General features: G+C 65.1%; 22 protein-coding genes. 20 read left to right on the top strand and 2 right to left on the bottom strand.

Annotated features, from left to right (window positions below):
• Positions 1 to 5: 5 nt before the first annotated feature.
• The 19 genes from CKW39_RS10275 (at position 6) to CKW39_RS10185 (ending at position 20,697) form a co-directional block, all read left to right on the top strand.
• Positions 6 to 908 carry a shikimate dehydrogenase gene (locus CKW39_RS10275; protein ID WP_095798024.1) on the top strand — a complete coding sequence of 301 codons (903 nt, stop codon included), beginning with the start codon at positions 6 to 8 and terminating at the stop codon, positions 906 to 908.
• A gap of 62 nt (positions 909 to 970) precedes the next feature.
• Entirely contained in the window at positions 971 to 2,224 is a 1,254-nt protein-coding gene (gene aroC / locus CKW39_RS10270) for a chorismate synthase (protein WP_095798023.1), read from the top strand.
• Positions 2,221 to 2,763, top strand: coding sequence for a shikimate kinase (locus tag CKW39_RS10265; protein ID WP_095798022.1), 543 nt, complete (start codon positions 2,221 to 2,223; stop codon positions 2,761 to 2,763). The genes aroC and CKW39_RS10265 overlap by 4 nt, the downstream gene beginning before the upstream one ends.
• On the top strand, positions 2,760 to 3,851 hold the full coding sequence (gene aroB, locus CKW39_RS10260) for a 3-dehydroquinate synthase (RefSeq protein ID WP_095798021.1): 1,092 nt from the start codon (positions 2,760 to 2,762) through the stop codon (positions 3,849 to 3,851). Before CKW39_RS10265 ends, aroB begins: the two co-directional genes overlap by 4 nt.
• A 97-nt stretch (positions 3,852 to 3,948) precedes the next feature.
• A complete protein-coding gene (gene efp, locus CKW39_RS10255; protein ID WP_095798020.1) occupies positions 3,949 to 4,512 on the top strand; it encodes an elongation factor P in 564 nt (187 codons plus the stop codon).
• Positions 4,509 to 4,922 carry a transcription antitermination factor NusB gene (gene nusB / locus CKW39_RS10250; protein WP_095798019.1) on the top strand — a complete coding sequence of 138 codons (414 nt, stop codon included), beginning with the start codon at positions 4,509 to 4,511 and terminating at the stop codon, positions 4,920 to 4,922. The genes efp and nusB overlap by 4 nt, the downstream gene beginning before the upstream one ends.
• A gap of 116 nt (positions 4,923 to 5,038) precedes the next feature.
• Positions 5,039 to 5,686, top strand: a complete 648-nt coding sequence (pyrR, locus tag CKW39_RS10245) for a bifunctional pyr operon transcriptional regulator/uracil phosphoribosyltransferase PyrR (protein ID WP_095798018.1) — start codon at positions 5,039 to 5,041, stop codon at positions 5,684 to 5,686.
• Entirely contained in the window at positions 5,683 to 6,666 is a 984-nt protein-coding gene (locus CKW39_RS10240; protein WP_095798017.1) for an aspartate carbamoyltransferase catalytic subunit, read from the top strand. Before pyrR ends, CKW39_RS10240 begins: the two co-directional genes overlap by 4 nt.
• A 10-nt stretch (positions 6,667 to 6,676) precedes the next feature.
• Positions 6,677 to 7,987, top strand: a complete 1,311-nt coding sequence (locus CKW39_RS10235; protein ID WP_095798016.1) for a dihydroorotase — start codon at positions 6,677 to 6,679, stop codon at positions 7,985 to 7,987.
• 39 nt (positions 7,988 to 8,026) lie between these two features.
• The gene (locus CKW39_RS10230; protein ID WP_095798015.1) at positions 8,027 to 8,524 is read left to right on the top strand and encodes an ABC transporter permease; all 498 of its coding nucleotides are present in this window, start codon (positions 8,027 to 8,029) and stop codon (positions 8,522 to 8,524) included.
• Between the two features lie 58 nt (positions 8,525 to 8,582).
• On the top strand, positions 8,583 to 9,770 hold the full coding sequence (gene carA, locus CKW39_RS10225) for a glutamine-hydrolyzing carbamoyl-phosphate synthase small subunit (RefSeq protein WP_095798014.1): 1,188 nt from the start codon (positions 8,583 to 8,585) through the stop codon (positions 9,768 to 9,770).
• The gene (gene carB, locus CKW39_RS10220; RefSeq protein WP_095798013.1) at positions 9,770 to 13,090 is read left to right on the top strand and encodes a carbamoyl-phosphate synthase large subunit; all 3,321 of its coding nucleotides are present in this window, start codon (positions 9,770 to 9,772) and stop codon (positions 13,088 to 13,090) included. Before carA ends, carB begins: the two co-directional genes overlap by 1 nt.
• Before the next feature lie 100 nt (positions 13,091 to 13,190).
• Positions 13,191 to 14,111 (top strand): orotidine-5'-phosphate decarboxylase, encoded by a 921-nt coding sequence (gene pyrF / locus CKW39_RS10215; protein ID WP_095798106.1) that lies wholly within the window; start codon positions 13,191 to 13,193, stop codon positions 14,109 to 14,111.
• Between the two features lie 170 nt (positions 14,112 to 14,281).
• The gene (gene mihF, locus CKW39_RS10210) at positions 14,282 to 14,596 is read left to right on the top strand and encodes an integration host factor, actinobacterial type (protein WP_095798012.1); all 315 of its coding nucleotides are present in this window, start codon (positions 14,282 to 14,284) and stop codon (positions 14,594 to 14,596) included.
• A 143-nt stretch (positions 14,597 to 14,739) separates the two neighbouring features.
• Positions 14,740 to 15,315, top strand: coding sequence for a guanylate kinase (gene gmk, locus CKW39_RS10205; protein ID WP_095798011.1), 576 nt, complete (start codon positions 14,740 to 14,742; stop codon positions 15,313 to 15,315).
• A gap of 80 nt (positions 15,316 to 15,395) precedes the next feature.
• Complete coding sequence (gene rpoZ, locus CKW39_RS10200; RefSeq protein ID WP_095798010.1) at positions 15,396 to 15,839, top strand: DNA-directed RNA polymerase subunit omega; 444 nt, start codon at positions 15,396 to 15,398, stop codon at positions 15,837 to 15,839.
• A complete protein-coding gene (gene coaBC, locus CKW39_RS10195; protein WP_371514714.1) occupies positions 15,836 to 17,113 on the top strand; it encodes a bifunctional phosphopantothenoylcysteine decarboxylase/phosphopantothenate--cysteine ligase CoaBC in 1,278 nt (425 codons plus the stop codon). The genes rpoZ and coaBC overlap by 4 nt, the downstream gene beginning before the upstream one ends.
• Before the next feature lie 21 nt (positions 17,114 to 17,134).
• The gene (metK, locus tag CKW39_RS10190) at positions 17,135 to 18,340 is read left to right on the top strand and encodes a methionine adenosyltransferase (RefSeq protein ID WP_095798009.1); all 1,206 of its coding nucleotides are present in this window, start codon (positions 17,135 to 17,137) and stop codon (positions 18,338 to 18,340) included.
• Positions 18,337 to 20,697 (top strand): primosomal protein N', encoded by a 2,361-nt coding sequence (locus tag CKW39_RS10185; protein WP_254049366.1) that lies wholly within the window; start codon positions 18,337 to 18,339, stop codon positions 20,695 to 20,697. The genes metK and CKW39_RS10185 overlap by 4 nt, the downstream gene beginning before the upstream one ends.
• On the opposite strand, the gene CKW39_RS10180 is transcribed toward CKW39_RS10185, so the two are convergent.
• Positions 20,681 to 21,145, bottom strand: coding sequence for an OsmC family protein (locus tag CKW39_RS10180; protein ID WP_095798008.1), 465 nt, complete (start codon positions 21,143 to 21,145; stop codon positions 20,681 to 20,683). The two genes, CKW39_RS10185 and CKW39_RS10180, sit on opposite strands and share 17 nt — an antisense overlap.
• 67 nt (positions 21,146 to 21,212) lie before the next feature.
• Between CKW39_RS10180 and CKW39_RS10175 the strand changes: the two genes are divergently transcribed.
• A complete protein-coding gene (locus CKW39_RS10175) occupies positions 21,213 to 22,682 on the top strand; it encodes an amidase family protein (protein ID WP_095798007.1) in 1,470 nt (489 codons plus the stop codon).
• Between the two features lie 24 nt (positions 22,683 to 22,706).
• Here CKW39_RS10175 and CKW39_RS10170 read toward each other — a convergent pair whose 3' ends face one another.
• Positions 22,707 to 24,023: a M1 family metallopeptidase gene (locus CKW39_RS10170; RefSeq protein WP_095798006.1), complete on the bottom strand. Its 1,317-nt coding sequence runs from the start codon at positions 24,021 to 24,023 to the stop codon at positions 22,707 to 22,709.
• Positions 24,024 to 24,048: the final 25 nt, after the last annotated feature.

Raw genomic sequence — 24,048 nt, 5'->3', positions numbered from 1 at the left:
CAGACATGGAGCGAAACGCCGCAGCGGTGCTGGGTCACCCCGTGGCGCACTCCCTGTCACCCGTTCTGCACTCGGCCGCCTATCGCGTGATGGGCGCCGAGTGGGACTACACACGGTGGGACGTACCCGCCGAGGACTGGAACGGGTTCTGGCGTGAGCGCGTGGCCGAAGGTTTCTGGCGAGGTTTCTCCGTGACCATGCCGCTCAAGTCCTTGGCTGCCGCCCAGGCCGATGAGCGTACGGCATTGGTCGAGGCCCTCGGAGTGGCAAACACGCTGGTGTTCCGTGCGGACGGTTCAACCATCGCGGACAACACGGACGTCACAGGCATCATGGCCGCCGTAATCGCCGCGCGCGAGATCCCTTCGGAGCCTCGCTGCGCAATTCTCGGTGGTGGTGGCACGGCCACGGCTGCGGTCGCCGCCCTGCACGGGCTGGGCGCCCCGTCAATCGACGTGTTCGTGCGCTCCCTGGATCGTGCCGGGAAGGTCACCGACGCCGCGGCGAGACTCGGCGCGACCGTCACCGCGCGCGCGTGGGGCGAGGCAGCGGCGTCGTTGGCTGACTACGATGCCGTGATCTGCACGCTGCCTCCCCGCGGGGCCGATGAACTGGCGGCGGAGTTCGCAACCCTGAACGCGTCGGTGAGTGGCGTACTCCTCGACGCGGCGTATGACCCCTGGCCCTCGGCCATAGCTCGGTCATGGCAGGACGCGGACGGAGCGATTGCGCCCGGAATAGATATGCTGATCTTTCAAGCGGTCGATCAAGTGCGCTGGTTCACCCTGGGTCGCGCGGATCGACCCGTTCCCCGCGAAGCCGAGCTCACGGCCGCCATGTGTCGGGCCGTTAATCGCCCCGAGCGCGCGATCCCGCAGCGGGTTCGCGAAGCACGTCTGAACCGTTGACCGGATCACCGTCCGTTTCCGGGAGCCTGACCGGCTCCCACGATCGAGTACTGGAGTAGAACATGTTGCGTTGGCTCACGGCCGGAGAATCTCACGGCGAGGCCCTCGTGGGAATCATTGAAGGTGTTCCCGCCGGGGTGGAACTCACCACCGAGATGATTCAACGGGCACTGGCACGCCGCCGTCTTGGTTACGGTCGCGGTGCACGCATGAAGTTCGAACAGGACAAGGTCCGCATTCTGGGAGGTGTGCGGCACGGCCTGACCCAGGGTGGTCCCGTGGCAATCGAGATCGCCAACACCGAATGGCCCAAATGGCAGGACGTCATGAGTTCCGATCCCGTGGACGCGGCCAAGCTCGAGGGTCGTGCCCGTAATGCTCCGCTGACTCGCCCTCGCCCCGGTCACGCGGACCTCACCGGTATGCAGAAGTACGGTTTCGTCGAGGCACGTCCGGTCTTGGAGCGCGCGTCGGCCCGCGAGACCGCTACGCGCGTGGCCCTGGGTGTGGTCGCCTCCCAGATTCTGGCGGCCCTGGACGTGCGTCTGGTATCCCACACGACCGCGATCGCGGAGGTTTCGGTTCCCGAGGACGCCGCCCTGCCCACCGCCAGTGACGTGGAAGCGCTCGACGCCGATCCGTTGCGTTGCTTCGACAAGGCCACCTCGGACGCCATGGTCGCGACCATCGACGACGCCCACAAGGCGGGGGAGACCCTGGGCGGCGTGGTCGAGGTGCTCGCCGAGGGCCTGCCCCCGGGACTGGGCTCCTACGTGCACTGGGATCGCCGTCTCGATGCACGCCTGGCCGGAGTACTCATGGGCATCCAGGCCATCAAGGGCGTGGAAGTGGGTGACGGTTTCCGCACCGCGGCACGTCCCGGCACTCGCGCCCACGACGAAACCCTGCCCGGTTCGGACAGCACCGTGCACCGTGTGACCAACCGCGCCGGTGGTATCGAGGGCGGCATGTCCATCGGTGACCTGCTGCGTGTGAGAGCAGCCATGAAGCCGATCGCCACCGTTCCCCGTGCCCTGCACACCGTGGACATTTCCTCGGGCGAGGCCGCCCGCGCCCACCACCAGCGCTCGGACGTATGTGCCGTACCGGCGGCCGGTGTCGTTGCAGAAGCCATGGTCGCACTTGTGCTGGCCCAAGCAGCACTCGAGAAGTTCGGCGGCGACTCGATTGCGGAGACCGTCCGCAACAAGGACGCCTACCTGGCGGCTATTCCCGAGAACCTCCGGACCTCGCCGGAGCTGGCCGACCCCTCGGAGCTAGCGGCCCTCGATGAGGTGCGCGGGGACCTTTCGTGAGTTCACTGCCCACGCCGTTGGTGCTCATCGGGCCCATGGCGGCGGGAAAGTCACACCTGGGTCATCACTTCGCCAAGCGCTACGGTCTGGATTTCGTGGATGCCGATCACGTGATCGAGGCGCACCACGGTCCGATCCCGGCGCTGTTCACCGCTCACGGGCAGCAGCACTTCCGCGCGATCGAAGCCGAAGTGGTCGCAGACCTACTGGCAGACCACCGTTACCGCAACGCGGTGATTTCACTCGGCGGGGGAGCACCCATGACCCCGGCCGTACAAGATCTGCTGGCCGGTCACACGGTGATCTACCTTGAAGTCGATGAGGCCACGGTTCGCCCGCGGATCACTGGGAACAAGACCCGCCCCATGCTGCAGCCGGACCCGGAACGGCGCTGGCGGGAGATTTTGGACGAACGGCGTGACACGTATGAACGGCTCGCCACGATCCGCTTGGACGGCACCGGCCACCGGCGCATCGGTTCGCTGGTCCAGCAACTGCACAGAGCTTTGAAAGAACTACGAAGGGACGCCACAGCATGACTGATTCGGTGACCACCATTCCCGTCCAGGGAGACACCCCCGACAACCGGTACGACGTGCTCGTGGGCAACGGGCTGCTCGGCAAGGTCCCCGAGCTGCTCGGGGAACGCGTCAAGAAGGTCCTGATCATCCACCCCCGCGCCCTGCGCGCGACCGGTGACCTGGTCCAGGAGGACCTCAAGAACGCCGGCATCCAGAGCTTCGTGGCCGAGATCCCGGACGCCGAAGAGGGCAAGCGTGTTGAGGTCGCCGCGTTCTGCTGGCAGATCATGGGCACCTCGGACTTCACCCGCACGGACGCCGTGGTGACCGTGGGCGGCGGTGCCGTGAGTGACCTGGGTGGCTTCGTGGCCGCCACGTGGTTGCGCGGCGTGCGCGTGATCCACCTGCCGACCACCCTGCTGGGCATGGTCGACGCCGCCGTGGGCGGTAAGACCGGGATCAACACCGCGGAGGGTAAGAACCTCGTGGGATCCTTCCACCCGCCGGCCGCGGTCGTGTGCGATCTCGACTCGCTCAAGACCCTTCCGGAGAACGAGTACCTGACCGGCATGGCCGAGGTCGTCAAGTGCGGTTTCATCGCCGATCCCGTGATCCTGGATTTGATCGAGGAACACCCGCAAGAGGTGCGCGATTCGCAGTCGCCCGTGGTGCGTGAACTGATCGAGCGCGCGATCCGGGTCAAGGCCGAGGTGGTCTCCTCCGACCTCAAGGAATCCGGGCGGCGCGAGTTCCTCAACTACGGCCACACACTCGGTCACGCGATCGAGCACAACGAGCGCTACCAGTGGCGACACGGCGCCGCGGTCTCCGTGGGCCTGGTGTTCGCCGCGGAACTGGCGCGTGCGGCCGGTACGCTCGCCGACGACGTCGTGGACCGCCACCGCAGCATCCTCGAGTCGTTGGGGCTGCCCGTGACGTACCGCGCGGACCAATGGCCGCGTCTGCTCGAGGTCATGAAGCGGGACAAGAAGACCCGCGGCAACCTGTTGCGCTTCGTAGTCCTCGACAAGGCCGGTTCACCGCGCATCATGGAGGTTCCGGACCCCGCGATCCTCTTCGCGTGCTACCAGGAGATCGCCGAATAGCGCGCACGAACGGTGTACCGCACCGGGCGCGGTACACTGGTTCGGCTTAACGCCCCCAAAATCTTTGCAGTGATGTTTCCGACGAGAAAGTGAATCCGTGGCAACCAGCAACGACATCAAGAACGGCACCATCCTCAAGCTCGACGGGAACCTGTGGCAGACCATCGAGTTCCAGCACGTCAAGCCGGGCAAGGGTGGCGCGTTCGTGCGCACCAAGCTGCGCAACGTGACCAGCGGCAAGGTGGTCGACAAGACCTTCAACGCCGGTGCCAAGATCGAGACCGCCACGGTGGACCGTAGCGAATACCAGTACCTGTACCAGGATGGCGAAGACTACGTGTTCATGGACAACTCCACCTACGACCAGATCACGGTTCCCACCGCTGTCGTGGGGGATGCCGCCAACTTCATGCTCGAGAACCAGAACGTGACCGTGGCGATGTACGAGGGCGCTCCGCTGTACATCGAGATGCCGCCGTCGGTCGTCTTGGAGATCACCTACACCGAGCCCGGTCTGCAGGGCGACCGCTCCACCGGTGGCACCAAGCCCGCCACCGTGGAGACCGGCTACCAGATCCAGGTTCCGCTGTTCCTGGAACAGGGCACCAAGGTCAAGGTCGACACCCGCAACGGCGACTACCTGGGACGCGTCAACGAGTGAGCAGCGCACGCAGTAAAGCCCGCGTCCGCGCGGTAGAAATTCTGTTCGAGGCCGAACAGCGTGACGAGTCCATCCAGGACGCGCTGAACCGCCGTCGTGACAACAGCACCTCCAAAATCAACCCCTACACGGTGGACATCCTCGAGGGTTTCTATGATCGCGCCGAGGACATCGACGAGTTCCTGGAAACTTATTCGCAGGGTTGGACCCTGGACCGCATGCCCGCTGTGGACCGCAATGTCCTGCGCGTGGGCGCGTGGGAATTGCTCTACAACGACGAGATCCCGGATGCCGTGGCGGTGTCCGAAGCCGTGGCGGTGGCCCGGGAATTGTCGACCGATGATTCACCCCGGTTCGTCAACGGACTTCTGGGTCGGTTGCAGAAAGTTAAGCCGTCTCTGCTGGATTGACGGCGTGGGCCCCGGACCGCTCGTACAGAGCGATCCGGGGCCTTTCTCCTGTGATAGCGTCACATCAAGATCGCAACCTTTAAGTCCGTCCAGTGAGGCGGGGAAGGAGGCGGCACGTGAGCGTGCCCGAACACGGCGAATCATTGCCCGCGACCACGTCGCGCGTGATTCTCTCGACTGCCGACATAGACCGGGCCTTGACCCGGATAGCCCACGAGATCCTGGAGTCCAACAAGGGCACCGCAGGTCTCGTGATTTTGGGCATCGCCCGCCGCGGTTATCCACTGGCCCAGCGTTTGGCCGCCAAGCTCGAACAGACCGACGAGTCGTTCGATGCCCGTTCGTCCACCGGACAGTTGGACATCACCATGTACCGCGATGATCTGCGCAAGAATCCCGCGCGGACCCCGCAACCCACCATCATCCCGGACAGTGGCATCGACGGCCGCACCGTGGTGCTCGTGGACGACGTCCTGTTCTCGGGCCGCACTATCCGCGCGGCCCTGGACGCCCTGGTGGATGTGGGTCGCCCCAAGGTCGTTCGCCTGGCCGTTCTGGTCGACCGCGGTCACCGCGAACTACCCATCCGCGCCGATCACGTGGGCAAGAACTTGCCGACGTCTTCGCAGGAGAAGGTCCGGGTACTGCTGCGCGAATCGGATCTCGAAGAACGCGCGGAGAACCACGAGGACTGCGTGGTCATCGACGCCCTCGTCGCCTCCGATCCTGACGTGGCGCGCGCGGAGAAAGGGGTCACCTCGTGAAGCACCTGCTGACCACCGCCGACCTGAGCTACGCCGACGCCCTCAGCATTCTGGACACCGCCGATCAAATGGCCTCCGTGTCCTCACGTTCCGTGAAGAAGCTTCCGGCGTTGCGTGGCCGCACCGTGGTCAACCTGTTCTTCGAGGACTCGACCCGCACCCGCATTTCCTTCGAGACGGCCGCCAAGCGGCTCTCGGCGGACGTGATCAACTTCTCCGCCAAGGGGTCCTCGGTCTCCAAGGGCGAGTCCCTCAAGGACACCGCCCAGACCCTGATGGCCATGAGCGCGGACGCCGTGGTCATTCGCCACGGTGCCTCTGGCGCGCCACAGCAGCTCGCGTCGTCGGGCTGGATCGACGCCGCCGTGGTCAACGCCGGTGACGGCAAGCACGAGCACCCCACCCAGGCACTACTGGACGCGATGACCCTCCGGCGGGTGCGCGCGCAGCGTGAGGGCCGGCCGAGCACGGGCATGGACCTGGAAGGCATGCACGTGGTGATCGTGGGGGACGTGCTGCACTCCCGCGTGGCCCGCTCCAACGTGTGGCTGCTCAACACCCTGGGAGCGCGCGTGACCTTCGTGGCACCCCCCACGCTGTTGCCCGTGGGCATGGACCACTGGCCGTGCGAGGTCTCCTACGACCTGGACGAGGTACTCGCGCAACGTCCTGACGCGGTGATGATGCTCCGGTTGCAGAGCGAACGCATGAACGCCGCGTTCTTCCCGAGCGAGCAGGAGTACACGCGTGCGTGGGGATTGACCCCGGAACGTGTCGCCGCACTGGACGCCATGGATGCGCCCACCGTGATCATGCACCCCGGACCCATGAACCGCGGCCTGGAAATCTCGTCCGAAGCGGCCGATTCACCCCGGTCCACCGTGCTGGCCCAGGTGGCCAACGGTGTGTCCGTGCGCATGGCCGTGTTGTTCCTGTTGCTCTCGGGAGACGAGAGCACACCGTCCCTCTCCGACAACTGAAGGTGACATCGTGAGTTCCTTTCTCATCAGCACTGTGAGCCCCGAGGGCTCGGACCCCGTTGACCTTCTGATCGTGGACGGCGTGATCCAGGCCGTGGGCGAGCCCGGCTCCCTGGAGACCCCGGACGATGTCACCGTGGTGGACGGCGCCGGACTCATTGCCTTGCCCGGCCTGGTGGACATGCACACCCACTTGCGCCAGCCCGGCCACGAGGATGCCGAAACGGTCGACACCGGAACCCGCGCCGCGGCCAAGGGCGGTTACACGGCGGTCTTCGCGATGGCAAACTCCAAGCCCGTGGCGGACACCGCCGGTGTGGTGGAGCAGGTCTGGCAGCTCGGTCAGGACGCCGGTTGGGCGGACGTGCACCCCGTGGGCGCCGTAACCGTTGGGTTGGAGGGCCAACAGCTGTCCGAGATTCGTGCCATGGCCGAATCCCGCGCTCAGGTGCGAATGTTCTCGGATGACGGCAAGTGCGTCCACGACCCCGTACTCATGCGCCGCGCCCTGGAATACGTGAAGTCCTTCGACGGACTGGTCGCCCAGCACGCCCAGGAACCGCGCCTGACCGAGGGCGCGCAGATGAACGAGGGTGTCGTCTCGGCGGAGCTCGGGCTGACCGGTTGGCCTGCCGTGGCGGAGGAAGCCATCATCGCCCGCGACGTCCTGCTGGCCCAGCACGTGAACTCCCGGTTGCACATCTGCCACCTCTCGACCAAGGGCTCGGTGGAGATCGTGCGCTGGGCCAAGGAACGCGGCATCAACGTGACCGCGGAGGTCACCCCGCACCACCTGCTGCTCACCGAAGAACTGGTGCGCACCTTCGACCCGGTCTACAAGGTCAACCCCCCGCTGCGCACCGATGAGGACGTCATCGCGCTGCGCGAGGCAGTGGTGGACGGCACGATCGACGTGATCGGCACCGACCACGCTCCGCACACCATTGAGGACAAAGAATCCGAGTGGAGCTGCGCCGCGATGGGCATGACCGGTCTGGAGACCGCACTGTCCGTTGTGCAGAAGACCCTGGTGGACACCGGAATGATCGACTGGTCGACGGTGGCCAGGATCACCTCGCGCCGCCCGTCCGAGATCTTGCGTCTGCGGGATCAGGGTGGCGCACTCGAGGCCGGCGCTCCCGCCAACATCACGCTGTGGAATCCGGCGGGGGAGACCCCGGTCAATCCGGAAACGCACGTGTCCAAGGGTCGCAACAGCCCCTACAAGGGCATGCCGCTTCCGGGCAGCGTGAGCGCAACCTTCTACCGGGGCCACCCCGTGGTCCTGGACGGAGAGCTCAACTCGCCGCTGTCCTCCTGAGACCCGCTCCGACCCGTATCACGAAAGGCAACCCCGTCCATGTCTGACAAGCTTCTCCCCACGCTCCTCGCGATCCTGATCGTGGTGGTGCTCTTCGCCCTGGTGTGGTGGGGGTGGCGTGGCCGCATTCGACGCCAGTCGGACGTGCCCCAGTTGCCGCAGGCACCCGTTGACCTGCTGGATCGGCTCGTGACCCGAGCGGACGGCATGTACGTGGTGACCACCTACACGGCCCAGCCGCTCGAGCGGATCGCGATTCACGGCCTCGGAGTGCGCTCCAACGCTGAGGCGATCGTCGCCGAGGACGGCGTGCTGATCAACCGTCAGGGCGCTCAGGACGTCTACATCCCCCGCGAGCAACTGCGCTCGGTGGCCACCGCCTCCGGAATGGTCGGCAAGTTCGTTGAACGTGACGGCCTGGTCGTGTTCACGTGGGAACTCGGCGAGACCGTGGTCGACACCGGCTTCCGCGCACGCAACGGCGAGGAATCCCGCGAACTCGAGAACGCGGCGTCGGCCCTCGTGAACGCCCACTGAATCAGCTTCCGTTGCGCCCAGCGCATGTAGTTTTTCATGAAAAGGAAAGGAGTTCTTCGTGAACTCACACCCCCTTCAACCGTCCGTCCTGGTGCTCGAGGACGGCCGCGTGTTCCGCGGCCGTTCCTGGGGCGCTCCCGGCAACACCTTTGGTGAGGCCGTGTTCGCCACCGGAATGACCGGCTACCAGGAAACGCTGACGGACCCCTCCTACGCGGGCCAGATCGTCATCCAGACCGCGCCGCACATCGGCAACACCGGCGTCAACGAGCAGGACGCCGAGTCCCGCAAGATCTGGGTCAACGGTTTCGTGGTGCGCGACCCGGCGCGCCGCGCATCCAACTGGCGCTCCGAGCGCAGCCTGGACGACGAGCTCGCCGCCCAGGACATCGTGGGTCTGCAGGGTGTGGACACCCGCGCTCTCACGCGTCACCTGCGCGACAAGGGCGCAATGCGTGCCGGCATTTTCGCCGGCGACGACGCCGCTCGGCCCGTGTCCGAGCTGGTCCAGCTCGTCAAGGACCAGCCCACCATGGAGGGTCAGAGCTTGGCCGAGTCGGTCAGCATCGACGAGGCCTACGTGGTGGAACCGGCCGATCACGGCTGGGATGGCCCGGTCAAGCACGACCTGGCCGCCGTAGACCTGGGCATCAAGGGCATGACCCCGCAGCGTTTCGCGGAGCGCGGTGTGCGCGTGCACGTGCTGCCCGCGACCACCACGTTCGAGGACATCACGAACCGCAACGTGGACGGTGTGTTCTTCTCCAACGGTCCGGGCGACCCGGCGACCGCGGATCACCAGGTGGCGCTGCTGCGCGCGGTCCTGGACGCCAAGATCCCGTTCTTCGGAATCTGTTTCGGCAATCAGCTGTTGGGCCGCGCCCTGGGCTTCGGCACGTACAAGCTGCCCTTCGGCCACCGCGGCATCAACCAGCCCGTCATGGACCTGACCACGGGCAAGGTGGAAATCACCTCTCAGAACCACGGGTTCGCCGTGGACGCGCCGGTGGGGGAGACGGTGACCGCACCCGAATCCCGCTTCGGCCGTACCGAGGTATCCCACGTGGGGCTCAACGACAACGTGGTGGAGGGCATCCGTTGCCTGGATCTGCCGGCCTTCTCGGTGCAGTACCACCCCGAGGCCGCCGCGGGTCCGCACGACGCCGCCTACCTTTTCGACCGCTTTATCGACGTGATGGACCGGGCCGCTCAGGGCACCGCGACTCAGGAAGCAGGACAGCGCTAATGCCCCGCAGGCAAGATTTGAACAGTGTTTTGGTGATCGGCTCCGGCCCCATCGTGATCGGCCAGGCCGCGGAGTTCGACTATTCCGGTACCCAGGCGTTGCGCGTGCTCAAGGACGAGGGCATTCGCGTGATCCTCGTGAACTCGAACCCCGCGACCATCATGACGGACCCCGAGTTCGCTGACGCCACCTACGTGGAACCGATCACCCCCGAGGTGGTCGAGAAGATCATCGAGAAGGAACGTCCCGACGCCGTTCTGCCCACCCTGGGTGGCCAGACCGCGCTCAATACCGCGCTGGCACTGGATGCGAACGGTGTGCTGGACAAGTACGACGTCGAACTGATCGGCGCGGACGTCGAGGCCATCAACCTGGGCGAGGACCGCGAGGCGTTCAAGGGCGTGGTGGAGCGCTGCGGCGCGGAATCCGCCCGCTCGGTGATCGTCCACTCCATGGACGAGGCCCTGGCCGCCGCCGAAACCCTCGGCTACCCCATGGTGGTCCGCCCGTCCTTCACCATGGGTGGACTGGGCTCCGGCATGGCCTACAACGAGGCCGACCTGCACCGTATCGCCGGCGCCGGCATCCAGTACTCGCCCACCTCCGAGGTGCTGCTCGAAGAATCCATCCTCGGATGGAAGGAATACGAGCTGGAGATGATGCGCGACGCCAACGACAACGTGGTGGTCGTGTGCTCGATCGAGAACGTGGACCCCGTGGGCGTGCACACCGGTGACTCGATCACCGTGGCCCCCGCGTTGACCCTGACCGACGTGGAATACCAGCGGATGCGCGACATCGCGATCGCCGTGATCCGCGAGGTGGGCGTGGACACCGGCGGCTGTAACATCCAGTTCGCCGTGGAGCCGGACACCGGTCGCATCGTGGTCATCGAAATGAACCCGCGTGTCTCCCGTTCCTCCGCACTGGCCTCCAAGGCCACGGGCTTCCCGATCGCCAAGATCGCGACCAAGCTCTCGCTGGGCTACACACTGGACGAGATCCCCAACGACATCACGCAGAAGACCCCGGCGAGCTTCGAGCCGACGCTGGACTACGTGGTCGTCAAGGTTCCGCGCTTCGCGTTCGAGAAGTTCCCGGCCGCGGATCCGACACTGACCACCACCATGAAGTCGGTGGGCGAGGCCATGGCCATCGGTCGTAACTTCACCGAGGCGCTGCAGAAGGCATTGCGCTCCCTCGAGCAGAAGGGATCGTCCTTCGACTTCACCAAGCCCGCGGTGGAGGCCGGCCCCAACACCGTGGCCCGGCTGGTGGAACGCACCAAGGAGACCACCATGGAGCGCTTACGCAACGTGCAGCAGGCACTGTTGGCCGGTGCCACGGTGGAGCAGGTTTTCGACGCGACAGCGATCGACCCGTGGTTCTTGGACCAGCTCCAGCTACTCAACGAAACCGCCGAGCTGATCCGAGAGGACCGCGATCTGCGCCCCGAGACGCTGCGCGAGGCCAAGCGCCACGGCTTCTCCGACGCGCAGATCGGTGAACTCGTGCACCTGGACGAGGCCGTGGTGCGCGGTATCCGCCACGCCCTGGACATCCGTCCGGTGTTCAAGACCGTGGACACGTGTGCGGCCGAGTTCGAGGCGTTCACGCCGTACCACTACTCGAGCTACGACGAAGATAACGAGATCGCCCCGCACGAGAAGCCGTCGATCATGATCCTCGGTTCGGGACCCAACCGCATCGGTCAGGGCATCGAGTTCGACTACTCGTGTGTGCACGCCTCCATGGTGCTGCGTGAGGCCGGGTACGAGACCGTCATGGTCAACTGCAACCCGGAGACGGTTTCCACCGACTACGACATCTCCACTCGCCTGTACTTCGAACCGCTCACGTTCGAGGACGTCATGGAGATCGTGGAGGCCGAACGCCGCAGCGGTGGCCTCATGGGTGTGTTCGTGCAGTTGGGCGGCCAGACCCCGCTCAAGTTGGCCGCCGATCTGAAGGCCGCGGGTGTGCCCATTCTGGGGACCACCCCCGAGGCCATCGATCTGGCGGAGGACCGCGGCGAATTCGCCCGCGTGCTCCACCAAGCCGGTCTGCGCCAGCCCAAGAACGGCACCGCCTCCACCTTCGAGGAGGCGAGTGCGATCGCCAACGACATCGGATACCCGGTGCTCGTGCGTCCCTCGTACGTGCTCGGCGGCCGCGGCATGGAAATCGTCTACGACGAGGACTCACTGCGCCGTTATCTCGAGAACGCGACCGAGGTGAGCGCCAACCGCCCCGCGCTGATCGACAAGTTCCTGGAAGATGCCATCGAGATCGACGTGGACGCGCTCTTCGACGGCAAGGAAGTGTACGTGGGCGGCGTGATGGAGCACATCGAGGAGGCCGGTATTCACTCCGGTGACTCCGCGTGCGTGCTCCCGCCGGTCACGCTCGGTCCCGAGGTCGTGCAGCGTGTCCGAGAGGCCACCGCCGATATCGCCCGCGGTGTGGGGGTCAACGGACTGATCAACATCCAGTTCGCCCTGGCATCGAACATCCTCTACGTGATCGAGGCCAACCCGCGCGCCTCGCGCACCGTGCCGTTCGTCTCCAAGGCAACGGGCGTGCAGTTGGCCAAGGCCGCCGCACTCATGGGCACGGGCCGTTCCATCGCCCAGCTGCGGGACGAGCACGTGCTGCCGTCCAAGTACGACGGCGCGGACCTCCCGGTGAACACCCCGGTCGCCGTGAAGGAGGCCGTGCTGCCCTTCGCCCGCTTCCGTACCGCCGAGGGTTCCGTGGTGGATTCGCTGCTGGGTCCGGAGATGCGCTCGACCGGTGAGGTCATGGGCATCGACAAGTACTTCGACACCGCGTTCGCCAAGGCCCAGGCCGCCGTGGGCGGGCCGTTGCCGACCTCCGGGCGCCTGTTCGTCTCGGTGGCCAACAAAGACAAGCGCTCCGCGGTCATCTACGTGAAGATGTTCTCGAACCTCGGTTTCGAGATCGTCTCCACGGGCGGCACCGCCGATGTGCTGCGCCGCAACGGCATCGAATCCACCGTGGTCTCCAAGATCACGGACGCCCCCGAGGGGGAGGATTCCGTGGCGGACTGGATCACCGACGGCAAGATCGACCTGATCTTCAACACGCCTTCCGGCGGGCAGAAGGCACGCAGCGACGGCTACCAGATCCGCGCGGCGGCCACGTCCATCGGTGTGCCGATCATGACCACGGTGTCCGAGCTCGGTGCCGCGCTGCAGGCCATCACGGCGCAGCGGCAGTACTCGTGGTCGGTCAACAGCCTGCAGGTGCACGAGAAGAACCTGCGCGACGCCGTCCTCGCCGGGGAAGCGCGTGGCTGAGCAGGGAACACATCGAGCGGGTGACGACGCCGCGGCGTCGTCACCCGCGCTCGGGTCGCCCGAGGCATCGACCGCGGCCCGTGCGCCTTTCGGGACACGACTGCGCGAGGCCATGCTCAGGCACGGTCCGCTGTGCGTGGGCATCGACCCCCACCCGGCGTTGCTGGACGCTTGGGGACTGCCGTACTCGGTCGCGGGCCTGGAGAAATTCTCCTTGACCGTGGTCGAGGCGGCCGAGGGCCACGCGGCCACCCTGAAACCTCAGGTGGCGCTGTACGAGGCGTTCGGATCGGCCGGCATGGCGGTGCTCGAACGTGTGCTGAAGGAATCCCGCGAGGCCGGGGTCCTGAGCATTGCCGATGCCAAGCGCGGTGACATCGGGTCGACCATGGCCGCCTATGCGACGGCGTGGCTTTCCGATGATTCGCCGCTCGCGGCGGACTCCGTGACGCTGAGTCCGTACCTCGGGTTCGAATCTTTGCGGCCGGCCCTGGATCTCGCCCGCGAAACGGGCCGCGGAACCTTTGTCCTTGCGTTGACATCAAATCCCGAGGGCGCGAGCGTTCAGCACGTGGGAGGTGCTGAATCGGTGGCGAAGACAATCCTGAAAGCTGTACAGCACGAAAATCTTCGGAATACCGCTGCTACCTCGGTAAATAGCGTGTCGGGCGTCACAGAGAACCGTGCCGAACGGACATCACTGGTAAATCGTGACCAAATCGTTATAAATGGTAAAAATAATACTCTGGGATGTTGCGGAGTGGTTATTGGTGCCACCGTCTCGGATGCCCTCTCACAACTGCAGATAAACCTCCAGGGCTTCAACGGCCCGATCCTTTCCCCGGGTTATGGGGCCCAGGGGGCCGATGCACACGCGGTGGCCGAGGTGTTTGGCCAGGTCAGCGGGAATGTTCTTGCTAATTCATCCCGGGGTGTCTTACGCCATGGTCCGGACGTTTCCGCATTGCGTTCAGCAATGCAGCGAGCCGGTGATGAACTTAGCGCTGCCCTTTATGGATGAATCGTTTCTCTGAAAGAGGCTGAAACACCACAGAAAACCCTGATCAGGGGCTATTCGTGGTGTTTACGGCTTTATTGATGTCGGGTACTTTTCCGATAGCGGCTACCCCCAGATCCGCTACTGCAGGCGCGTGGGAGCGCACGCAGAGCAACCAGAGGAGAGAGATCCATATGGCATTACGTCCATTGACAGATGAAGAGAGAGCGCGGGCACGTGAGAAGGCGACTGCAGCGCGAACAGTGCGGGCGGAGGTGAAGAAAGCACTGCGTGAGGGCACCATGACCGTGGCCGAGGTTCTGCAACGCGGCGACAGCGATGAAGCCGTGAGCCGACTGAAGGTCACGGATCTGCTCGAAGCCACCCCCGGAATCGGAAAGGTCCGATCGGCGGCCATCATGGACCAGATCGGTATCGCACGAACCCGTCGGGTGCGTGGTTTGGGGCAGCACCAGCGACGTGCATTGATCGACTACCTTGACCGGTGAGTCGAGATCCACACCGGCGGAGCATTCGGTGAGCAGCGGCACATTGTTGTGAACGCAGCTGTTTGATCCCATTGATTGACCCGTTGGTACAGTGGCGGAACAGGTTTTCACCTGTTCCGCCACTTCTTTTTCCGGAGGTCCACGTGCCCGTCAAACCCACCGTCACCGTGCTGGCTGGACCCACGGCGGTCGGCAAGGGCACCGTGTCCACCTACATCCGCGATCACTACCCGCAAGTGTGGTTGTCGGTTTCGGCCACCACGCGTGCGGCTCGTCCCGGTGAGGTGGACGGTGTGCACTACTTCTTCGTCTCGGACGAAGAGTTCGATTCCATGGTGGCCAACAACGATTTGTTGGAGTGGGCCGTGGTGCACAATTCGCACCGCTACGGCACACCTCGGCAAAAGGTGGACCAAGCGTTGGCCCAGGGCAGAAGCGTGTTGTTGGAGATCGACCTGCAGGGCGCGCGTGAAATCAAGCGCACCCTGCCGTCCGCTCAGTTCGTGTTCTTGGCCCCGCCCAGCTGGGAAGAAATGCTGGCGCGATTGGTCGGTCGTGGGACCGAAACACCGGAGCAGCAGCAGCGACGGCTGGAAACAGCTAAAGTAGAGCTTGCGGCGCAACCAGAATTCGATCACACGGTGATCAATGACCGCGTGGAACGCGCCGCCGCTGAACTTGTAGAGCTCATGGGGTTGCCCGCCCAGACGCGGGACTGACCGCTGATCACCACGCACCCAGCCCACACGGCCAGGAGCCTACCCATTACCAAGAAGTCCATGACAGGAGTCATTCACTCGTGAGCACGAATTACGAAGGCATCGTCAACCCGCCCATCGACCGGTTGCTCGGCAAGACCGATTCCAAGTACGGGCTGGTCATCTTCGGTGCTCGGCGTGCCCGTCAGATCAACGCGTACTACTCGCAGTTGCACGAGGGCCTGTTCGAGTACGTGGGTCCGCTCGTGGACACCCAGCTCAACGAGAAGCCGCTGTCCATCGCGTTCCGCGAGATCGACGAGGACCTGATCGAGACCACCGAGGTCGATCACGCGGGCTTCTCCGCCAACGGCCAGCTCGTGACCGAGGAAGCAGCGTCCGCTGACGTCTTCGGCGGCGACTTCTTCGCTCAGGGCACCGACGAGGCCTCCGCGCCCATGTTCTCCGACAGCGCCGAGGTGGCCCCGGAAGAAGTCGTTGAGGTCGAGGAGGTCGTTGAGACCGAGGAACCCACCGACAAGTGACGGTTCCGCACGCTTCGGGTACCCCCGTTCACTCCCAATCGACCGCGCCGTTGCGCGTGGTCCTGGGCGTGGGCGGGGGTATCGCCGCATATAAGGCTGCACTGCTGACGCGCTTGTTCACCGAGGCCGGCCATCACGTGGTGCCCATGCCCACCGCGGCCGCGCTTGAATTCGTGGGGGCACCCACGTGGGAGGCGCTCACGGGGGAGTCGGTCTCCACGTCCGTGTTCGATCGCGTGGACACCGTCAATCACGTCTCCCAGGGGCAGCAAGCGGACCTGGTGGTCATCGCACCGGCCACCGCGGACCTGATGGCCAAGATCGCCCACGGCCTGGCGGACGACCTTTTGACGACTACGGTCCTGGCCTCCCGGGCGCCCGTCGTGCTGGCCCCGGCCATGCACACGGAGATGTGGCTCAACCCCGCAACCCAACGCAACGTGGCGCTGCTGCGCGAACACGGGCACACGGTCATCGATCCGGATTCGGGCCGGTTGACGGGTAAGGACAGCGGGCCGGGCAGGCTTCCCGAGCCCCAGCGAATTTACGACGCCGCTCTGGCCGTTCTCGCGCACGGCACCGAAGCGGCGTCGTCGGGCCCGCTGGCCGGGCGTCGAGTCCTGATCACGGCGGGAGGAACCCGCGAGGCGCTGGACCCCGTGCGGTTCTTGGGCAATCGCTCCTCGGGTAAGCAGGGGATCGCCCTGGCCCAGGCCGCCCGGGACGCGGGCGCCACCGTGCACCTGATCGCGGGACATGTGGAGACCGAGCTGCCGAGCGGCGTCGAAATCTCGAACGTGTCCTCCGCGCTGGAGCTTCACGACGCGACCCGAGCTGCCGCTGAGAACGCGGACGTGGTGATCATGGCGGCTGCCGTGGCGGATTATCGACCCGTGTCGGTTGGGGAGCACAAGATGAAGAAGTCCGAGGACGGCACGGACCCCGTCATCGAGCTCACCCGCAATCCGGACATCCTGCGCGCCCTCGTGGACGATCGCAAGAACACGGGCCGCGAGCAGCTGATCGTGGGATTCGCGGCGGAAACCGGTGACGGCGAGCACTCCGTACTGGACTTCGGCCGGGCCAAACTGCAGCGCAAGGGCTGTGACCTGCTGGTCGTGAACGAAGTGGGTACGTCCAAGGTGTTCGGCCAGGACGCGACCGAGGTCACGGTGCTGTCTGCGCACGGCACCGAGGACGCTCACGCCGCCGGCTCCAAGGCCGAGGTGGCGCAATTCATCGTGGATCGTGTGGGCCTCGAACTGGGAGTCTGAGTGGACGGGTAGTCTTGGACGGTGACCGAATCTAGCCCCCACCTGAGAATTTTCACCTCCGAATCAGTGACGGAGGGACACCCGGACAAAATCTGTGACCAGATCTCGGATTCCATCCTGGACGCCCTGCTCACCGAGGATCCCGAGTCCTCGGTGGCCGTGGAGACCATGGTGACCACCGGACTGGTTCACGTGGCCGGTGAAGTCAAAACCAAGGCGTACGTGGAGATCCCGCACATCGTGCGCAAGTGCCTCCTGGACATCGGCTACAACTCGTCCGTGCACGGCTTCGACGGCGAGTTCTGCGGCGTGTCGATCAGCGTTGGCGAGCAGTCCAGTGAAATCCACGACGGCGTGTACAACTCCCTGGAGAGCCGTTCCGGTGTGGCCAAGGATCCGCGTGACATTCAGGGCGCAGGGGACCAGGGCCTGATGTTCGGCTACGCGTCGGACGAGACCGATGTGCTCATGCCCGCACCGATCTCCGTTGCCCACCGGTTGTCCGAGCAGCTCACCCGCGTGCGCAAGACGGCCGTGCTGCCGAACCTCCGCCCGGACGGTAAGACCCAGGTGACCCTGGGCTACGACGGGCACACTCCCGTGTCCGTGGAAACCGTGGTCGTGTCCTCGCAACACGCCGAGGGATATGACCTGAATCAGCTGGCCACCGACATCTCTCAGTCCGTGATCGACCCGGTGCTCGCCGATTCCGGCCTGGACCTGTCCAACACCAAGATCATCGTGAACCCCGCGGGCAATTTTGTCCGCGGTGGCCCCGTGGGTGACGCAGGTCTGACCGGCCGCAAGATCATCGTGGACACCTACGGCGGTATGGCCCGCCACGGCGGCGGTGCGTTCTCCGGTAAGGACCCGTCCAAGGTGGATCGTTCCGCCGCGTATGCCATGCGCTGGGTCGCCAAGAACGTGGTGGCAGCGGGTCTGGCGCGCCGAGCCGAGGTGCAGGTCGCGTACGCGATTGGTCAGGCGCACCCGGTGGGTCTGTACGTGGAGACCTTCGGCACCGAGACCGTGGACCCCCAGCGCATCGAGAAGGCCATCCTGGAGGTCTTCGACCTGCGACCGTTGGCCATCATCGAGGACCTGAACCTCAAGCGCCCCATTTACGCCAAGACCGCGGCGCACGGTCACTTCGGCCGCACTGACCCCGATTTCACCTGGGAGCGCACCGACCGCGTCGAAGCGTTGCGTTCCGCCGCGGGACTGTGAGCGAGCGTTCCGGGCCGGGGGCAGTTCCCGACCCGGACGCCGCCCCGGAGCAACTCTCCCTGGACGGGTTGCCCGAACCTTCACCCGCACCCAAGAAATCTGACCTTCCGGTGGGGGCTGAAGGCCCGGCACCCGAAAACCCCATTGCCAAGGTGTTGTTGGACGCCTATGTTCCCCACCTTGATCGGCTCTTCGACTACCGCGTGAGCGCCGGTCTCGACCCGGACGCCGTGGTGGGTGCCAAGGTCTCCGTTCCTTTCTCCGGCCGCCTGATGACCGGATGGATCGTGGACCGCGTTGCCGAGTCCGACGTGACCGGTCGTCTCTTGAGCATCCGCAAGGTCCTTTCTCCGTTGCCCGTGCTCAAGCCGGGGATCGTGGAGCTGGCTCAGGCCGTGGCCGCCCGTTCTGCCGGAACCGTGTCGGACGTCCTGCGGGTAGCCGTACCACCGCGAGTGGCCCGTATCGACAAGGAAATGCTGGCGCGCCGGAAGGCGGCTGCGGCCGAAGAATCCGAGGCGATACCGGCAACGGGCGATACGACCACACACGACGCCGACGCCGCCAACGTGGCGCACGGCGATCCCCAAGCCGGCGAGCTCGGGCCGTCGGATGCCGAAGACGTGAAGCCTTCGGGCGACGTCGACAATGCGGCCGAAACTACCGAGGCGACCGACGCGGAGAAACCCGACCCAGCGACGTCGGCGGGGGAGCAGGCCGACGCGCCGGTCACCGTGCCTCGTGAACTCTGGCGTCACTACGACGGCGGCCCCGAGTGGCTCACCGCGGCCACGGAGGGAGCTCCGGCCCGTGCTGTGATCGAGGTGTTGCCGTCCCCGGAGGACCACGACTGGGCCCTGTTGACGGCATCCGCCATGGCGGCCACCTATGAGGCCGGGCACGGAGCGTTGGCCGTGGTGCCCGACTACAAGTCGCTCGAGCGCCTGGCAGCGGCTCTCGAATCGCTAGTGGGATCTGACCGTGTCGTGCGACTGCACGCCGACGACGGCCCAACGCCGCGATACCGGGGCTACATGGAGCTGTGCCTGGGCTACAAACGCTTGGCGATCGGCACGCGTTCCGCCGCCTACGCACCCGTTGAGGACCTGCGCCTGGTGTGTTGTCACGACGACGGCGACACAAGCTATGTGGAACAACGCGCGCCGTATCAGCACACGCGAGACGTGTTGTTGTTGCGCGCCCAGCAGGAAGACACGGCGGCGTTGTTCACGGGTTACAGCGTGAGTCCGGAAGCGCAGCGTCTCATCACCACGGGCTGGGCGGCCCACCTGCGTTCCGAGCGTGCGACCCTGCGCACGCACTCACCGAGGGTCGAGGCGACATCGGACTCGTTCAATCTGTCGCGCGATCCCATGGCCGCGCGAGCGAGGCTGCCGCACGAGGCGTTCCGGGTGGCTCAGCAGGCACTGACTCGTGGACCGGTGTTAGTTCAAGTTGCTCGTCGCGGCTATGCGCCATTCGTGGCCTGCGAGCGCTGCCGGACACCCGCCCGCTGCCGCGGCTGCGGGGGATCGCTGTCGCTGCGTTCGGGGCGCGAGGCTCCCGTGTGTACGTGGTGTGGTCGCAACGCCCACGGCTGGCAGTGTCAGGAATGCGGTTTTCAACGCCTGCGGCTGAGCAAGGTCGGGGCGCTGCGCACAGCCGAGGAGCTGGGGCGCGCGTTCCCGCAGGTTCCCGTCATTTCTTCGAGTGCCGAACATGTCCGAGCAAATGTGGGCTCCGAGCCCGCGCTGGTCGTGGCGACCCCCGGCGCGGAACCGGTCGCCGAGGGTGGCTACGCGGCGGCCCTGCTGTTGGACGGCAACGAGATGCTGGCGCGGCCGTGGCTGCGCGCCGAGGAACAGACCCTGCGGCGCTGGTTCAATGCGGCGGCACTCGTGCGGTCTTCATCGAAGGGTGGGACCGTGGTCGTGACCGCTGACCATGATCAGGCGGTGGGTGCCCTGGTTCGCTGGGACCCGTCGGGCCACGCCTATCGTCAACTGCAGGAACGTCACGAGCTGGGCCTACCACCAGCAGTACGGACCGCAGCCCTCACCGGCCCGCGGGACGCGCTGACCGCAACCCTGCGCGACCTCGACCTGCCGTCGCAGGTCAACGTGGTAGGCCCCGCGCCCATGAAAGATCAGGTGGGTGGCTGGTCCGACGAGGGCGATCCGGGGACCCTGGCCGGCCTCGCGACCGAGGATGAGCCGCAGTACCGGGCGCTATTGTTCTTCGGTTTCGGGATCGCTCCGCGCATCACTGCGGCATTGCGGGCCGAGAAGGCCCGTGCCTCCGCGCTGCGGGAGCACGCGGTGGTTAATGTGCGCTGCGATATCACTGACCTGTTGTAGTTGGGCCGCCACCCAGGTTGACGTCGGTCTCGAACGCCACGGGGGTTCCGTGTTCTACCGTGCGTGAGACGGTGCAGTACTTGTCGTGCGAGAGCTTCACCAGTCGGTCGACCAGACCGGCGGCCTTGCGCCCGCCCTCGTCATCTGGGAACGACAGGTTGAAGGAGAGGTTCAGGTCCTCCAAGCGGCTCCCGCCGCTGTCCTCCGCGATTTTGTTACCGCTGGCCTCGACCTTGAATTCCGCGGGCTCGGAACTGCGCGAGGTAACGGTATCCACGTCGATGGACGAGCACCCCGCGATGGCGGCCAGGAGCAGTTCCACCGGGGACATCAGGTCCTCGCCACGGCCGAAAGTGACTTCGACACCGGCCGCATTGCGGGCGACGTAGCGGTTGGTGGCTTCACGAGTTAGTTCGATGGAATGCGTGGGGTTCTGGTGATTGCTCATGACGTCATGATCTCACCGGCAACTGTTATGAGACAGAATGTGGTTCACCATACGAAGGAGACTGACGATGACGACAGACAACCCGACTTCCAACGATTCACCGACGGTACCTACGGATCCGGGTGAGCAGCTATGGCAGTGGAATGCGAGCGAGTTGGCTCGAGCAATCGCCGCAGGGCTCATCTCCAGTAGAGAAGTGATCGAGAGCTGTCTGGGCCGCATCGAAGACGTCAACCCACAGCTCAACGCGTTGGTTGAGGTGCGACCAGAGGAGGCGCTGTCTCTGGCCGACGCCGCTGATCGTCAGCGTTCGTCCGGTGCAGAGCTGGGACCCCTCCATGGTGTTCCGGTTGCCACCAAAGTGAATTCGGACGTAGCGGGCTATGCGACTACGGACGGTATTCCGGCGTTGAAGGACTCCGTAGCGAAACAAGACAGTCCTCACGTCGCGAGTTTGCGGCGAGCTGGTGCCGTGCTTTTGGGCCGTAGTAACTCTCCGGCCTTCGCCTACCGCTGGTTCACCAACAATGATCTGTACGGCAGGACGCTCAATCCGTGGGACTCCTCGCGGACTCCGGGCGGCTCAAGTGGCGGGGCGGCCTCTGCCGTCGCTTCGGGAATGGTGCCGATCGCAGGGGGTAACGATATCGGAGGGTCGGTACGGTATCCCGCATACGCCTGCGGTGTGGTTGGTCTGAGGCCCACCGTTGGTCGCGTGGCGCAGACATACCAGTCGGGTGAAGTTGATTCATCATTGTCCGTGCAAATCATGGCCGTTCAAGGTCCACTTGCGCGCAGTGTTGAAGATGTTCGTCTCGCGATGAAGGCCCTCGAAGATTTCAGTCATCGAGATCCGGCATTCGTTCCCGGTGCACGAGTTGCCAAACTCCGCGGGCATCGTCCGCGTGTCGGGCTCGTCCGAGACTTCGGCATTGGTACTCCTTCTTCTGCGGTCAATACATCGTTGGAGTCGGCCGCAGACTATCTCCGCAGCGCGGGGTATGTCGTCGAAGAGATCGAGTTGCCCGTTCTGGCTGAGGCCTACCGATTGTGGTACTTGCTCTGTATGGAGGAGTTCCGGTTGGCGATGCCTCTGGTCAATGAGGTCGGTGATGACGGCATGAAAAAGGCCGCCGAGCATTACTATGCAGTCGCCCAGGAATGGTGGGGGAACAAACCCAGTCTTGACCAGTTCATTGCTGGTTACGCGCGCCGGGGCACACTGATTCGTCAACTCGGCGGGATCCTCGAGTCCCACCCGCTAATTCTCCTGCCGGTCTCATCGGAGCAAGCCTTCGAGCAGGACGCGGACATCGCCAGCGTCGAGAGCATGCGCCGGCTGATGGGCGCTCAGGCCTCCATGATGGCGATTCCCGTTTTGGGTTTTCCCGCGATGTCCGTGCCCACGGGTGTGGTCGATGGGTTGCCAACCGGGGTACAACTTTTGGGCAGGCGATTCGACGAGGACACACTTCTTGACGCAGCCACCGTCATCGAGGCACACGCTGGAACATTCACCCCGATTGGGCCTCGCTGAGACAAACTACCGCTCAGGGAAGCGTTAACTCGTCTCAGGCAGCGCCGGCAGCTTCTTCTCGAACAGCCAGTCATGCAGCAGGGGCTCCACGGGGCGTCCACTGACCTCGGAGGCCAGCGCCAAGAAATCGGTCGTGGTGACGTTCGAGCACCGGTTCTGGCCGGTCCACCGCTGCAGGATCGTGAAGAAGGTCTGATCGCCCACGGCCATCCGCAGCGCGTTCAGTGTGAGTGCGCCGCGCACGTAGACGCGGTCGTCGAACATTTTTTTCGGCCCGGGGTCCCCGATCACCACTTTCTGCTTCGACCCGGACAGCTCCGCATGGGCAGACAGCGCTTCTTCGTGGGCCGAGCGGCGACCGGAGGCCTCGGACCACACCCACTCCGCGTAGTGGGCGAAGCCCTCGTTGAGCCAAATGTCGGACCAGGAGGCTGGGGTCAGCGAATTGCCGAACCACTGGTGGGCCATTTCGTGGGCAATGAGCCGTTCGGACTCCCACGACTCGGTCATATGATTGGGGCCGAAAATCGACAGCGGTTGCGATTCGAGCGGAATTTCCAGTTCATCGTCGGTCACGACCACGCCGTAGTAGCCGAACGGGTACGCCCCGAACCGTTGTTCGAACACGGACATCATCGCGTGCTGTTTCGCCAACACGTGCTGAGCCTGTGACCACAGGTGTTTACCGCAGGCCAGCGTCAGCGGAACGCGCGCCGGGGGATAGGACCCGGGTTCCACGGACCCGCGCCGGTACTGACCCATTTGCACGGTGGCCAAGTAGGTCGCCACCGGTTCGCGGGATTCCCAGGTCCACGCCGTGCGCGGACCGCGAGAATCCACCGAGACCAGCTCGCCGTTCGAAATCGCCGTGTAGTCGGAGTCCACCAGCACCGTGACCCGGAACGTCGCCTTCTGACTCGGATGGTCGTTGCACGGGAACCACGTGTCGGCACCGACCGGCTGCCCGGCGACCAGAACGCCGTCGGAAAGCTCCTCCCACCCGATGTCGCCCCACGCGCCAGAGGCCGGAGACGGCGTTCCCCCGTAGTGGATCTCGAGCGTGAGCGCCTCGTCCACGGAAAATCGCTCGCGAGCGTCCACCACCAGTTTGGTCTTCGCCTGTTTGAACGAACTGGGCTGACCGTTGACCAGCACCCGCTCCACTGTCAGCCCCTCAAGGTCCAGGGACAGCGCCGAACAGTCCTCCAGGACCCGGGCGTCCAACACGGCTCGCGCTCGCAGTGTGTTGGGCAGGATGTCGTAGTCGAGATCCAGGTCGTAGTGCGTGACGCGCACCTCGGACGTGCCCGACTGTGGCGTGTAGGAATCCAAGTAACTCATGGTGCTCCTTCCCCGGAACTGACGC

The sequence above is a fragment of the Kocuria sp. WRN011 genome (genome assembly GCF_002295155.1).
Classification (GTDB): Bacteria; Actinomycetota; Actinomycetes; order Actinomycetales; family Micrococcaceae; genus Kocuria; species Kocuria carniphila.
The sequence above is the reverse complement of the archived record's forward strand: the minus strand, read 5'-3'. Positions and strand labels throughout refer to the sequence as shown.